At 69.7% G+C, this 14,041-nt stretch carries 7 protein-coding genes; 3 read left to right on the top strand and 4 right to left on the bottom strand.

Translation table 11 applies throughout. The features are described from left to right. Nucleotides 1-300: 300 nt before the first annotated feature. The 3 genes from EDD39_RS23985 (at nt 301) to EDD39_RS23995 (ending at nt 6,378) form a co-directional block, all read left to right on the top strand. Nucleotides 301-1,899: a CocE/NonD family hydrolase gene (locus EDD39_RS23985; RefSeq protein WP_162870110.1), complete on the top strand. Its 1,599-nt coding sequence runs from the start codon at nt 301-303 to the stop codon at nt 1,897-1,899. A gap of 424 nt (nt 1,900-2,323) precedes the next feature. Next, the gene (locus tag EDD39_RS23990) at nt 2,324-5,491 is read left to right on the top strand and encodes a bifunctional cytochrome P450/NADPH--P450 reductase (RefSeq protein WP_162870111.1); all 3,168 of its coding nucleotides are present in this window, start codon (nt 2,324-2,326) and stop codon (nt 5,489-5,491) included. 245 nt (nt 5,492-5,736) lie between these two features. Then, nucleotides 5,737-6,378, top strand: coding sequence for a TetR/AcrR family transcriptional regulator (locus EDD39_RS23995; protein WP_123559213.1), 642 nt, complete (start codon nt 5,737-5,739; stop codon nt 6,376-6,378). A 279-nt stretch (nt 6,379-6,657) separates the two neighbouring features. On the opposite strand, the gene EDD39_RS24000 is transcribed toward EDD39_RS23995, so the two are convergent. From EDD39_RS24000 to EDD39_RS24015, 4 genes are all read right to left on the bottom strand, one after another. Beyond that, nucleotides 6,658-7,731: a LacI family DNA-binding transcriptional regulator gene (locus EDD39_RS24000; protein ID WP_123559215.1), complete on the bottom strand. Its 1,074-nt coding sequence runs from the start codon at nt 7,729-7,731 to the stop codon at nt 6,658-6,660. An 877-nt stretch (nt 7,732-8,608) separates the two neighbouring features. Further along, nucleotides 8,609-10,213 carry a GH35 family beta-galactosidase gene (locus tag EDD39_RS24005; RefSeq protein ID WP_123559217.1) on the bottom strand — a complete coding sequence of 535 codons (1,605 nt, stop codon included), beginning with the start codon at nt 10,211-10,213 and terminating at the stop codon, nt 8,609-8,611. Between the two features lie 65 nt (nt 10,214-10,278). After that, on the bottom strand, nt 10,279-11,784 hold the full coding sequence (locus EDD39_RS24010; RefSeq protein WP_123559219.1) for a glycoside hydrolase family 43 protein: 1,506 nt from the start codon (nt 11,782-11,784) through the stop codon (nt 10,279-10,281). A 135-nt stretch (nt 11,785-11,919) separates the two neighbouring features. Continuing rightward, nucleotides 11,920-14,037 carry a beta-galactosidase gene (locus EDD39_RS24015; protein ID WP_244256977.1) on the bottom strand — a complete coding sequence of 706 codons (2,118 nt, stop codon included), beginning with the start codon at nt 14,035-14,037 and terminating at the stop codon, nt 11,920-11,922. Between the last annotated feature and the right edge of the window lie 4 nt (nt 14,038-14,041).

The following is a 14,041-nucleotide window of genomic DNA, read 5'->3' on the forward strand; positions in this document are numbered from 1 at the left end:
TGCTGCTTTTTGCGTATTCCCACAGCTACGGCTCACTGCGGCCGGTCGGCCGGAACGCCACGGCCGCAGTGGTCACCGCACTGTTCGGCCGGGTGGCGGGTGCGCGAGACCGACTCGCTCGACCGGTCTGTCGCTCATGCCTGCCTCCTGTGCCTGGAGCCCGCCGTCAGCACGCCTCGACCGCAGAGATTCGGAGCCATCGGTATGGGAACCGCCCCCGGCGATCTCGCAAGAACCGTCGTCTCGAAAGCCAGCCGACCCGCCCCGGTCGATCCGAGAGCCGACTCCACGATGGTGGCCATGCCTGATGGCATCCGCCTCGCCACTGACGTCTACTTGCCTGAACCCGCAGGCACGCGGAGGCCGGCAGTCCTCGTCCGGCTGCCCTATGACAAGTCCGGCCGCTACACCTTCCTGCCGGAGATCGCCGCCCGCCTGACCGCTCACGGCTTCGTGGCCGTGGTCCAGGACGTGCGCGGGAAGTTCCGGTCGGAGGGCGACCGCATCCCGTTCGTCAACGAAGCCGCGGACGGAGCGGCGACCATCGACTGGCTCACGAGCCAGGGTTGGTCGAACGGAGTGGTCGGCATGATGGGGGACTCCTACTACGGCTTCACCCAGTGGGCGGCGGCTTCCACGGGCCACTCCGCGCTGCGCGCCATCGTCCCCCGGGTGACCGGGTCGGAGTTCTTCCGGATGTTCTCCCCCGACCTGGTGCCGAAGATCCCCCTGTACGAATGGGTCGTCCACACGTTCTCAGCCCGCGGGATGCTCGAGGAACCCTTCGCGCAATCCGCACACGGCATCCGGTACGCGTTCCCGGAGGAGGCGCCGCACGCGGCGCGACTGCTCCGCGGCCTGGTGGCCGCCAATGCCGACCTGACGATCCGGGACCGTGTCTTTCCCGGTGGCGCGCCCGCCGCGCGCCTCGACATCCCGGCACTGAACATGGGCGGATGGTGGGACAACCTGCAGAGGGACCAGCTCGCGGACTGGCGCAGGGCGAGCTCGTCACCCGCAGCGGGCCATCAGTTCCTCCGCATGGGCGCCACCGACCACGAAGACTTCCCCCTGCACGAGGACGGCGAGCCGCACCACAACCACGAGACCGACGATGCCGCGCTGCACCGCTACCTCGACGTCATGACCACTGATCCGCTCAACTTCTTCGACCACTACCTGCGCGGGCGCGAAGGGGCGTGGCACGCACCCCGGGTGCGCTACGAGGTCGCCAACTCCGGCTGGCGGGTCGCCGACCGCTGGGCACCCGGGGACGCGGCAGAGGTCCTGCTCACCCTCACCCGCCTCGACCGTGCAACCGCGTCGACCGACGGGGGAGCGCTGGTCCAGGGCGCGACATCCGACTCCTCGTCGGTCTCCTGGGGCCACGACCCCTCGGACCCGGTCCCCTACCTCGTCGAGTCCGAGTGGGGGCAGTGCGCCGACCTGCCGGACGAGCGAGTCCTGCACGGCCGTGCCGACGTCGCCACGTTCACGTCGCACCCGCAGGACGCCCCGGTCGAGATCATCGGGCATGTGGCCGCCGAACTCGTGGTGGAGGCTCCGACCTCGACCACGCACGTGATCGCGCGCCTTCTCGATGTGTACCCGTCCGGGCGGGCCCGTCTGATCGTCGAGGGCGCCGTGGTGGCGCACGCCGGGTCCGGGCCCACCCGCGTCTCGGTCGACATGGGGGACACCGCGTACGCCTTGCGCACGGGGCACGCGCTGCGGCTTGCGATCAGCACCTCCTGCTTCCCGCTCTACGCGCTCCACCCGGGAACCGATGACGACCTCTGGAACCCCGGATCCACCGCGGTTGCCACGCAGACCCTCCACTCTCGCCGAGACGACCCGTCCGTTCTGCGCCTGTCCCTGCGGGGTGGCCGACTGGGATAGCAGGCCCGCTGGCGCGGCAGTCGCCGATTCCGATCACCGCGCTGGCCAGTCGGCCGTGTCTGCCGCTATTACCTCATCGCCCCGGGTTCGATCCGACTCCTCCAAGGCGCTGCCAAAGGGCGGAACGGGCCACTGCAGGTGGCCGCCGAGCGCTCCGTCGGTCCTCCCGTCGTCCGCTGCGGAGCAGGCGGAGGGGGCCGCAACGGATCGGGGCGGCCACCCCGCGCGGTGCCTGCGCTCAGGTGCGCCGGCCCGCGCTTCCCGCGGAGGGAGCCGATCAAGCCGCGCAACGCGAGTTGGTCGTTTGACTTGGTCACTTGACAAACTTACGGTTGGGCCGTCGACAGGAACAGGCCGAAACCGCCGCCAGCAAGTGGCCGGCACCGACCCGGGCCTGCGTGAAACCGCGACAAGGAGAAGTCTCGTGACCGACGTTCCTGCGCTGGACGGTGTGCAACCGCACCGAGAGTCCCCGATTCCCGGCCCGAAGCCCCTACCGCTCATCGGCAACCTGGCCGACCTGTTCACGACCTCAGCGGAGACGAGCCTCGAGTTCACCGAGGCGTACCACCGCGAATACGGACCCGTCTTCGCGCTGGCTCTCCCCGGGGGCAAGCGGATGATCTTCGCCTCCAGCCACGCGGTGGTGTCGGAGATGTGTTCCAGCCCGGTGTGGGCCAAATCCGTCCACGCGGCACTGGAGGAGGTCCGGGCGTTCGCAGGCGACGGCCTCTTCACCGCCTACAACGAGGAGCCGAACTGGGCGGTCGCCCACCGCCTCCTGATGCCCGCTTTCGGCGCCATGGCGATGAAGGACTACTTCCCCGCGATGCTCGACATCGCGGAGCAGATGCTCACCCGGTGGGAGCGCTTCGGGCCCGCCGCCCCCATCGACATACCCGACGACATGACCCGGCTGACCCTGGACACCATCGCGCTGTGCGCCTTCGACCTCCGGCTCAACTCCTTCTACTCCGAGGACCTGCACCCCTTCGTCGGGGCGATGGTGCGCAGCCTCGTGGAAGCAGGCGCCCGCAGCGAACGGCTCGCGCTGGTGCAGCCGCTGCTCTTCAAGACCAACCGCCAGTACCGCGAAGACATCGCGACCATGCGATCCGTCACCCAGGAGATCGTCGCCACCCGCATCGCCCAGCCCGAGCACGCCCGCCCCAGCGACCTGCTCGAACGCATGCTCACTGCTGTCGATCCCGCCACCGGGCAGCGGCTGCCCGACGAGAACATCCAGTACCAGCTGGCGACCTTCCTCATCGCCGGCCACGAAACGACATCCGGCCTGCTCTCCTTCGCCACCCACGAGCTCCTCGCCCATCCCGAGGTGCTGGAGCGTGCCCGCCGCACTGTCGACCAAGCCCTCGGCGGACGCACTCCCGCCTTCGAGGACCTGGCGCGACTCGGCTACATCGGCCAGATCCTCCGGGAGACCCTGAGGCTGCACCCCACCGCACCGGCCTTCGCCCTCGCACCCAGCGAGGACACCACGCTGGGCGGCTACACCGTGCACCAGGGCGAGAGCGTGCTGGTCATGCTGCCGACCCTCCACGGCGACCCCGCGGTATGGCAACGCCCGGACGCCTTCGATCCCGACCGCTTCGCCCCCGAGCGCATGGGCGAGATCCCCGAGTACGCCTGGATGCCCTTCGGCCACGGCGCCAGGGCCTGCATCGGCCGGCCCTTCGCGCTCCAGGAGGCCACCCTGGTCCTGGCCCTGATGCTCCAACGATTCGACTTCCGACTTGCCGACCCGTCATACCGCTTGACCGTTCAGGAAACGCTGACGATCAAGCCCAAGAACCTCACAGTCCTTGCCGCGCCCCGCAGAAACCCTCCGGTCGTACCCGCGGCTGCACCCGCCCCGCAGCCTTCCGTCCCGATGGCTGCAACTGCGGACACCGCGCGGCACGGGACGCCCCTGCTGGTGCTGTACGGCTCGAACGGCGGCAGCAGCGAACGACTGGCGAGGACGATCGCGGCCGACGGAGCGCTGCAGGGCTGGACAACCACGGTCGCGGCACTCGACGAGTACGTCGGGCGCCTGCCCACCGCCGGACCGGTGGCCGTCATCACCTCCTCCTACAACGGCACTCCGCCCGACAACGCCCAGGCCTTCGTCTCCTGGCTCACCACGGCGGCACCCGACCTGAGCGGAGTCGACTACTTCGTCCTCGGCTGCGGCAGCTTGGACTGGGCGGCCACCTATCAGCGCGTGCCCGCGGTCATCGACAAGGCGATGGCCGCCGCAGGGGCACGCCGGATCCGCGACCGGGGAGAGGCCGACGCCCGCACCGACTTCTTCGGCGACTGGGAGCGGTGGTACGAGCCGCTGTGGCCGCTCCTGGCCGACGAGTACCACGTCGAGCACACCATCCCAACCGGTCCGCGCTTTCGCATCGTCGAGGACCTCGGCGGCCAGGACGACCGGCCCGGCGAGACGCTCGTGCTGGAGAACCGGGAACTGGTGCACGGTCCGAGCCACAGGTCCAAGCGCCACCTCGTGCTGCGGCTCCCCGACGGCGTGCGCTACCGAACCGGTGACTACCTCTCCGTCCTTCCCCACAACAACCCCGGCCTGGTCGCCCGGATGATCGAACGGCTCGGAACGCAGCCGGACCGTGTCTGCACCATCGAGTCCAGCGCTCCGACGGGACTGATCCCGCTGGGCCGTGCCCTGCGAGTCGAAGACCTCCTGACCCGGTACGTGGACCTCGCGGCACCTGCGACGTCCGGCGCCATCAAGCGCCTGGCTGCTTCGACCCCCTGCCCGCCCGAACGCGTTGAGCTCGAACGCCTGGCGGGCGACGAACACGCCGGCCAAAACTCGGCCCGCAGCCTCACACTCCTCGACCTCCTGGAGGCGTTCCCCTCCTGCCGGATCGACCTGGCGCTCGTGCTGGAACTCCTGCCGTCGCCCCGTCCCCGTCAGTACTCGATCAGCTCGGCGGCCGAAGAGCGGAACGGGCGCGTCGAACTCACCGTGTCCGTCCTGGAAAGCCCGGCCAGGTCGGGTGAAGGAACCTTCCGCGGCGTTGCCTCCGGCTACCTCCAACGGGTACGCCCCGGCGACCGCATCTCCGCCACTGTCACCTCGCCCCCCGACACCTTCAGGCCGCCGTCCGACACCCGCACCCCCGCAGTGATGATCGCCGCGGGAACCGGCATCGCCCCCTTCCGCGGGTTCATCCGCGCGCGCATGCACGCCGCTGCATCGGGGCGGGAGGTCGGCCCCACGGTGCTCTTCTTCGGCTGCCAGCACCCCGACTGGGACGACCTCTACGCCGACGAGTTCGCCGAACACACCAAAGCCGGCCGACTCGTCGTCCACCGCGCCTACTCCCAGCTCCCGGACGGCGAAATCCGCTACGTCCAGCACCGCCTGTGGCAACGGCGAGAGGACGTACGTGCGCTGATCGACGAAGGAGCGCACGTGTACGTCTGCGGCGACGCGACGGGCATGGGCCCGGACGTGGAAGATGCTCTGCGCCGTATCGGTGCGCCAACGTCCCCGGTGCACGACGGCGCGGCATGGCTGGAAGCGCTGCACGCGGCCGGACGCTACGCCACCGATGTCTACTGATCCGCGAGGCCGTTTCCACGGGTTCATCCGGAGTCCGCCGCCGCAATGTGCCGCCCGCATGCCTCGTTACCGCCCCACCTGAAGGAAGGGGCTGCGGCAGCTGAGGCCTGCGGCCGGCACGGCCTGAACGAACAGGTCGACCGGCTCTCTTTCATCTCCAGTGGAGCCCGTCTTGCTGCAGCAGAGCGACTCCAGCGGGCAGTTGTCCTGGCTGTGGATGACCTCGGACCGGTATTCTCTGCGGAATGGCCCACGTATCCGCGGCGGAGAGACGACCTCAGCTCATCAAAGCGGCGATCGACTTGATGAGCCGCGAGGGTATCGCCGCCGGAAGCACCCGGGCCGTCGCAGCCGAGTTGGGCGTGGCCCAGGCGACCCTCCAGTACATCTTCGGCACCAAGAAGGACCTCTACCGCGCTGTCATCGAGCAGCTCACGGACGACTACATCGACCGGGTGCGCGCCGCTCATCCGGACGACGGTCCGTTCCCCCAGCAGGTCGAAGCCCTGGTGCACGCGCTGTGGGATGGCATGACCGACGACTACAACCGCTACGTGCTCCTCTACGAGTTCAGCGCAATGGCTTTCCGTGATCCCGATCTCCGGCGCATCCTCAGCGAGCACGAACAACGGAGCGAGCAGACGGCAGCAGACCTCCTCGATGCACTTGCCGATGCCCACGGCATCGATCTGTCCCTCCCCTCCCGGGACATTGCCGTGCTGTTCCTCGCCGGATTCTCCGGGCTGGTGGACCGGCACCTCCTGCTCGGCGCCGGCGGAGGGCAAAAGCGCCTGGATCGGCCCGCAGCCCTGGACCAGTTCGTCGCCGCAATGGTCGGCCTGTGCCTGGGGCAGAGCGCGGCCCTTGTCCAGCAGTTGCCCGACTGAACTGCTGCACCCTCAAGGCGTCGGCGCCTCTGCGGCTGCTCAGCTGTAACCAACGCACCTAGCGCGTCCGGGACTGCAGCCACCACCTGCCAGGCCTGCTCGAACGGGCTGTCCCGCCCGTCGCTGCACCCTGGTGAGCCTCGCCCACCGCCGCACCATGCGCCACGCCGCCGAGCTGACCGGCCGGCCCGTCGTCGCCGATCCCACCGAGGCCACTGCCACCGGCAGCATCCTCGTCCAGGCCCGCTCCCACGGCTTCGCCGCTCGCACCCGGCGCTATCAGTCAGCGGCAACAGCAGGGCCGGGGACTACGCCGGCCTGCACCGAACCGGCCGTGCTCGCCCCGATGACAAGCTCCGGCTGGACCGTCAGGTGGGACAGAGGCGCGCCGGGTTCCTCGATCAGTTGCAGGAGGAGGCTGACCCCCGCGTAGCCGACGGCGGTGAAGTCCTGTCGGACGGTGGTCAGCGGCGGCGTGAGGTACCCACCCTCCGGGATCCCGTCGAACCCCGCCACCGCCACGTCCTGCGGTATGCGGATGCCGGTTTCGTTCAACGCACGGATGACGCCCATGGCCATGTGGTCGTTGGCGGCGAAGACGGCAGTCGGCCGTGATCGGGCGTCACCGTGGAAGGCTGCTGCGATCTGTCGGCCGGCAGCGTAGCCCGACGCCGGGCTCCAATCGCCCCCCAAGTGCGGGGGGACCAGGAGACCGGCGGCCTTGAGAGTGGTGCGCCATCCCCGGAGGCGGCCTTCGGCCTGGATCCACTGGCTCGGGCCAGCCACGTGCCAGATGCGCGTGTGGCCGAGTGACAGCAGATGTTCGGTGACCGCCTTCGCCCCGCTGAACTGGTCTACGACCACGCTCGGGAAGCCGAGTTCGTGGCCACCCTCGACCGCCACGATCGGGAACGGCTGAGGAAGCCGAGCGAGTGCCTCCACGGTGTGCCGGTGCGGCGTCATCACCAGCACACCGTCCACTCCCCAAATGCCGAGCCGTTCCAGGGCCCTGCCCAGCGCCCACTCGGTGAGTTCCTCCAACCCGACCGAGGCCACGAGGTAGCCTTCCCGCCGGGCGGCGTATTCCAGGCTCGCCAGAATGCTCGCAGGGCCGAACAGTGTCGTGTTCGCGGCCACCACGCCAAGAGTTCGGCTCCGTCCGGTGACCAGCGCGCGGGCAACCGAGTTGGGCCGGTAGCCCAGCTCCGCGATGGCCCTGCGGACGCATTCCTTCGTTGCCTCGCGTACGTTGGGGTGGCCGCTGAGAACCCGGGACACCGTCTGGTGCGACACCCCGGCGACCTGGGCCACGTCTTCCATCGTCGGGGGGCGTCGATCGCTGGCCTCATCCATGCTGTTCCTCGACCTCTTCGGAGCCGAGGGGACGACTATCCCTCGGCAGAACAGTGCCTGACGGCCCGACATGCAAGCCGCCTCGGGCTTCAACTCGGGTGTCGGCTCGGGCAGTAGAGTTCGGCCGCATCTCACTACCCATCCGGGGCGATTCGCGGACGGGTACCCCTCGGCACGGGGCCACGAGACGGCCTGTCCGACGGATGCAAGCGCAGGCAGACCTGGTCTTCCGAGATCCGGACGAGCCTGCCGCCGTCCGAACTCCGTCCTGCCAGCTCGCAGGCTTCCGTTCGCCCGAACCGCCACGTCGTTGCCGCGGCGGTTCGGGCGAACGGCACGGCCTCCCGCACTGGAACACCGTCTGCGCCTACTTCGTTGGCGGGCAGGAAAAAGGCGGTTTCGAGCCGCTCGACAACCCGCTGCGGTGTCGAGTCCGCAAAGAGGAGGGCGGGCAGGGTGAGCCGAGCGCCTGTGTCGTCGACTCCCGGAGCGCCAACACCTCCGCCAAGGCCGCCGCCAGCGAGCAGGGCCTCGACGAGGGCAAGGAGATCGTCGGCCGCAAACGCAGCACCGGCACCGTCGGGCTCCTGCCCGGTCGGTCCCCCGGCCACCGCTGCGAGCGTGTACGACTCGGCTGTCGGCCGGACCCTGATCCAGAAGGGCGCCTCCGAACACCCCCTTACCCGCATGACCTGGGTCGACGGTGGTTACCGCCGACACCCGTCGAACACGTCGCTCCTTCGGAATCGACCTGCACAGCGTTCGCCGTGATCCCACGGCCAGGATGTGCGCCTTCCGCCCGCGTTGGTTGACCGTCGAACGCACCTTTGGCCGGCTCGCGGGCCACCGGCGCCTCGCCCGCGCTGCATGGCGCTGCTCAGTCTTGGGATCGATCGTGATGCGTCGGCAAGGAGTAGACCGAGAAACGTACGATGCCTGACACGGCTCGCGAGATCGGCATGAAGGCGTGCACGGGAGCCGTGTCCGAAATCCTGATCAGGGTTCCGGAACCGGTCTCGTCGCCGTTGAGCCGTCGCTGCGGTACGAGCTGGCCGTCCACCGGCACGAGCTCGTCCGCCTGCAGAACAGCGGCCGGCCGTCCGTTCCGCAGGCGCGGGAGCGCCGTGAACCCGTGGCCGACAGCGGTGAACGTGTGCTCGTCGTGCTGGAGCAGCAGACCGTAGCCGAGGGGTTCGCCGCCGCCGCCGGGTGCATGGGCCCTGACCAGGAACTCGTACGGGCCGAGCCCGACCACCTCCTCGTCGTCGGCCGCCACCCGGAAGCCGCGTACGGTGTCCTGTGCCTGCGCGGTGAGGACCTCCTGCTCCAGCAGGGCGAGCTGGCCGTAGGTGCGTCGCAGGTCGCGCGTCTCCTCCTCGCCGAGCGACTCGAATCCGAACGGTGCGACACCGATGGCACCGTACGCGCCGATGGCCAGGAAGCTGTACGAGACACCGTGGCTGTCGGCCCGGATCTCGGGCACGAAGAGGGCCGGATTGGTCTCGGCGTAGGCTTTGAAGGGGAGTTCGAAGTCGCCGAAGTAGACGTCCGGCGCGAGGAGGTCGATCGACGGGGCCGCCAGCTTCCAGGCGGCGCTCACCTGGGGGAGCGGACCTCCGCTGGGGAACGTCCCGGGCTCGTCGCCGCCGGCGAAGACGCTGCCCTCGGGAGAGGTCTCCTCGGGCGCGGGTGCTTCCAACCACGCGTTGACGAAAAGGGGTATGTCGTAGCGCTCCCGGCCTGCGGCCGCGACGTGCTCGACGTAGGCCGCGTAGTGCCAGGCCATGAACAGCTCGGCCTTCCGGCCCGCATTGCCGACCAGGCCGTCCCAGGTGGGCGCGTCCGCGGTGGCCGGGGCGTCGACGTGCGGAGAGGCACCGGCGCGCAGGGCCTCCAACAGGGCGTCCGGTACCGGGGACTGCCAGGCGGATTCCGCGTCTGCGGCGTGGGAGCGCGCCGCACCGAGCAGCCCGGCCTCGTTCTCCACCTGCACCATGATCACGGTCCTGGTGGAGCCGTCAACACGGGCGAGGTGTGCCATGAGAGCGGCGAACGCGGTGGCGTCGGCGTCCCGGTTGGCGGCGGAGAACGGGCTGAGGTTGTTCAGCGCCTGACCCGTCTCGTCGGTCTGCAGCGGAAACCGGGACGGGTCCAGCTTGACCCAGGCGGGCGCGTAGCTGGAGGACCCGTTCTTCCAGCTACCGAACCAGAGGAGCACCAGCTTGAGCCCCTGGCTGCGGGCCCCGGCCAGCATCGCGTTCACCAGGTCGAAGTCGAACTCTCCTTCGCTCGGTTCGAGGAGTTCCCACGACACCGGTGCGAGCACGGTGTTCGCACCGGCGAGACGGCAGCGTTCCCACAACGGCTGCAGGTAGGTGGCGTCGGAGGAAGTCGAGTTGTGAAGCTCGACGCCTCGGATGAGGTACGGCTCGCCGTTCACGAGCAGTTGGCCCGTGGTCCGGTCGATCAGATGGTCCTTCAACGGAATGCTCCCGTCGGTGGTGGAGATGGATCGTCGGTATGCCCTGGAACGGGCTGGAGTCGCGCTCAGGCCGTGCCGGACGGCGTCTCCCACCCCGTGTAGCGGAGGTCGGTGAAGCGCACCGCGCCCTCGCTGGCGTGGAGTCCGATGATGCGGCTGGTGAAGGAGGCGCAGGCCTCGGCCGTCCAGTGGCGTCCGTCGAGCTCGGCGAGCAGCGTGCCGTTGGCCAGCAGCCGGATCCGGTCCGAAACCGCGGCCGGTCCGGTGGGGGTCCGGATCTCGATGACCAGCTCCACCGGACCTGCGGAGTACGTCTGGCACCACTCCTGCCGCAAGCCGGCGACGGCGCCCCACGCAGTCACGAGCGTGGTCCCGGCTGCTGTCGATACCGCCAGGCCGAAGTGGTGGTGCTCGTCGTACCTCGCGGCCAGGCCGCCCGTTCCGGCAGACAGGGCCACCGTGGTGGCCACCGTTGCGTTCAGGTGGCGTTGACGTCGGCCGACGAAGACCGGCTGCAGGTCGTCGAGTTGGGCGTGGCCGCCGAGCAGCACCAGATGGCCGTCAGCCATCCGGCAGTGGGACCGCGGCGTCGTACGGACGGCGAGCCAGCCGGGATCGTCCAGGGCGGCTTCGTCGTCGAACGTGAAGACAGCGGTCTCGGTGGTGGTACGCGGGGCGAGTCGGACGGGGGAGAGGACCGGCCAGCCGTCCTCGGACCAGGTGACGTCGGTGATGAACGTCTCCCTGCCCAGCGGTGAGAACGCCTGCGCCTCACCGAGCGGGCGCACCCCGAGAAGTACCAGTGCCCAGCCGCCCTCGGGGGTTTCCACCAGGTCCGCGTGGCCGGTGTTCTGGACCGGTTGGGCGGAACCGCTCGCCCGAAGCAGCGGATTGGCCGGGTGGCCGGTGAACGGTCCGGCCGGGGAGGCGCCGCGGGCGATGCTCACCGCATGGCCGCGCTCCGTCCCGCCCTCGGCGATCACCAGGTACCAGTAGTCGCCGTGCTGATACAGGTGAGGGGCCTCGGGATATCGCAGTCCGGTACCGGACCACAAGGACCGCGGAGGCTCCAGGGCTCGGCCGGCGGCGAGGTCCACCCGTACCTGCTCGATGCCGTAGTGCTTCCCGGCTTCCTCACCGGACAGCCGGAGCCCGGAGTACGTGACGTAGGCGGTGCCGTCCTCGTCCCACACGAGGTCCGGGTCGATGCCGTCGACACCGTCGATCGTCCGGCCGTCGCTCCAGGGTCCGGCGGGGTCCTCGGCGGTGAACACCACGCAGCCGCGGCCGCTGCCGACCACGGTGACGATGACGTGGAACAGGCCGTCGTGGTACCTGATCGTGGGGGCGAAAACGCCGCCACCGGTGGCTGCCTTTCCCACCGCCACCTGTTCCGGGCGCTCGGCGACGTTCCCGATGTGCTCCCACTCCGCGAGATCGGCGCTGCGGTACACCGGCATGCCCGGTAGGTACTCGAACGTCGAGGTGACGAGGTAGTAGACACCGTCGACGCGTACCACGCTCGGGTCGGGGTGGAAACCGGGAAGCAGGGGGTTGGGCCGGTGCGTCACTTGGCGACCGCCGTGCTTGCGCGCCTGATACGGCTGCCGACGAGGGCTCGATCGTTCATGTGGTGGCGTCCTCGGGAATCGGGAAAAGGTGTCGGCGCGTGTGCGGTGCGGTGTGCAGTCCGGGATTCGACCGGGTCACAGCTCGGTGGTGACGACGACGTCCCACGGGCCGAGCGGGATGACGTTCCCGGCAGGGAACTTGCGGTCGGAGAGCACGTCGTCGAGATCGATCGGCGTCGTGACGGTCCGCGGCTCCCAGGACCAGTTGTGGAGCACGTGCACACGCCGGCCCTGGGGGTTCGTGGCGCTGTTGACCGTCACGCTCTCCGGAAGGCCGTCCCAGAGCATCGGTGCGGGGCGCGCCCACGTGAACAGGGCCTTGGCAAAGGAGGGGTTGGGTACGGAGCCCACGCAGGTGATGCGACCGTCGCCGTGTTGCCGGGTCGTCACTGCTGCGAACTTCCGGTGGTGCGGGTGCCGGTAGCCGGCGAGGATCTGGGCGTCGCCGGCGACCAGGCCGTCGACCCACCGCGTGGCCGCGGCGTCCGTCGGCAGGTGCAGGCCGTCGTCCGGGCCCGCGGTCAACGGGATCTCCGCGTCGAGGTTGCTGGACTCGCTGTAAGAGGTGCCGGCAGGCCCGGACAGGACCGGAGGGGCCACCTCGTCGCGAGCGCGGCCCTCCTCGTCGGTGTAGCCGGTGCGCGGTCCCAGTAGCAGGTGCCCGCCGGCGGCGGCGTAGGCCGTCAGCCAGTCGAGCAGTCGCCGTTCGGCGACCTGCGCGCCGACGGCGACGAGCAGCGGGTGCTCCTGGGCGAACCTGACCGGATCCGGGCCGTCCTCGCCCGGTGTGCCGTCAAGTATCTGCTCGTCGTGTATGAGCCCTGCCTGCAGCCGGGCGTCGAAGGCGCCCCGGTAGAAGGCGTCGAACACCTCGCGGTAGGCCCTGTTGTCGGGTTGGCCTTGCGCATCGCCCAGTGGCGGCTGCTTCTGCATGAGCCACTTGCTGGCCGTGGAGTACAGGAAGGTCACGTCGCTGTGCGGCGTCAGATCGGCGACCTTGTCGCCGGCTGCGGCGAATTCGGCCCCCAGCCTTGCTATCTCACCGTACGCACGACCGGGGACCCCGCTGTGCGGAAGGACTCCGCTCCAGTAGGTCTCGGTGCCGAAGTGCAGGGTGTGCCAGTGCCAGTACCCGATCATGCGGGCACCGCGGGCCACCAGCGTCCAGGCGGCTTGACGCCACTGCCCGTCGTACGCGGGCTTCATGTGGCCCGGGTCGTTCACCGTGAGCGCGGTCGTCTCGGTCACCAGGAACGGGGCCTGCCGGGAGGCGTACATCCGGTCGGCCGTGAGGTGGAGCGAGTGCACGCCCGAGGTGAACCACTGCCGCGTTGCTGGCGGGGAGTGCGGGAGGAGCAATGCGTCCTGCATGCCGTAGTAGGCGTTGCCGGAAGTGATGTCCAGCTCGCGGGAGACCCGTTCGTCGTGCATGGCCGGGAGCTCGTAGGCGATGCAGGTGGTGACGAACTGGTCGGGGGCGCTGTAGCCGCGCACGATGTCGGCCTGCCAGCGGATGAACTCGGCCGTCTGCTCGGCCTGGAACCGGCGCCAGGCCAGGTCGTACTGCGGCTGGGCGTTGCCGTCGGGTCGCCACAGGTCCGACCAGTCGGACAGACGGTGCGACCAGTAGACCAGCCCCCACTCGCGGTTGAGGGTCTCGACGTCCCGGTAGCGGTGGCGGAGGTGCTCGACGAAGCGCTGGAAGACGCCGTGGTTGTGCAGCAGGTGGTAGCCCGGCTCGTTGTCCAGTTGCACGCCGATGACCGCGGGGTGTCCGAGGTGGCGCTCCATGATGGCCCGGATGACGCGTTCGGCGTGGAAGCGGAAGGCGGCGTGGGTGAAATCGACCTCCTGGCGGGCCCCCCAGCCGACGCGGCTGCCGGTGGATGTCTCGCCGTTGATCTCGGGGTAGCGGCGAGCGAGCCACGGTGGCACGGCGTAGGTGGGGGTGCCGAGGATGACCTGGATGCCGCGTTCGTGCGCGTGGTCGAGGACCGGCTGCAGCCAGTCCAGTTCGAAACGGCCGTCCTCGGGTTCCCAGGTCGACCAGACGGACTCGCCGACGCGGATGACATTGAACCCGGCCGCGACCATCCGGTCGAAGTCCTCCGCGACGCGGGGACCGCGGTGGTACTCGGCGTAGTAGGCCGCTCCGAAGAGGGTCCGTCGGGGTAGGCGCGACGTACTCGTCACGAAG

The sequence above is a fragment of the Kitasatospora cineracea genome (genome assembly GCF_003751605.1).
Classification (GTDB): Bacteria; Actinomycetota; Actinomycetes; order Streptomycetales; family Streptomycetaceae; genus Kitasatospora; species Kitasatospora cineracea.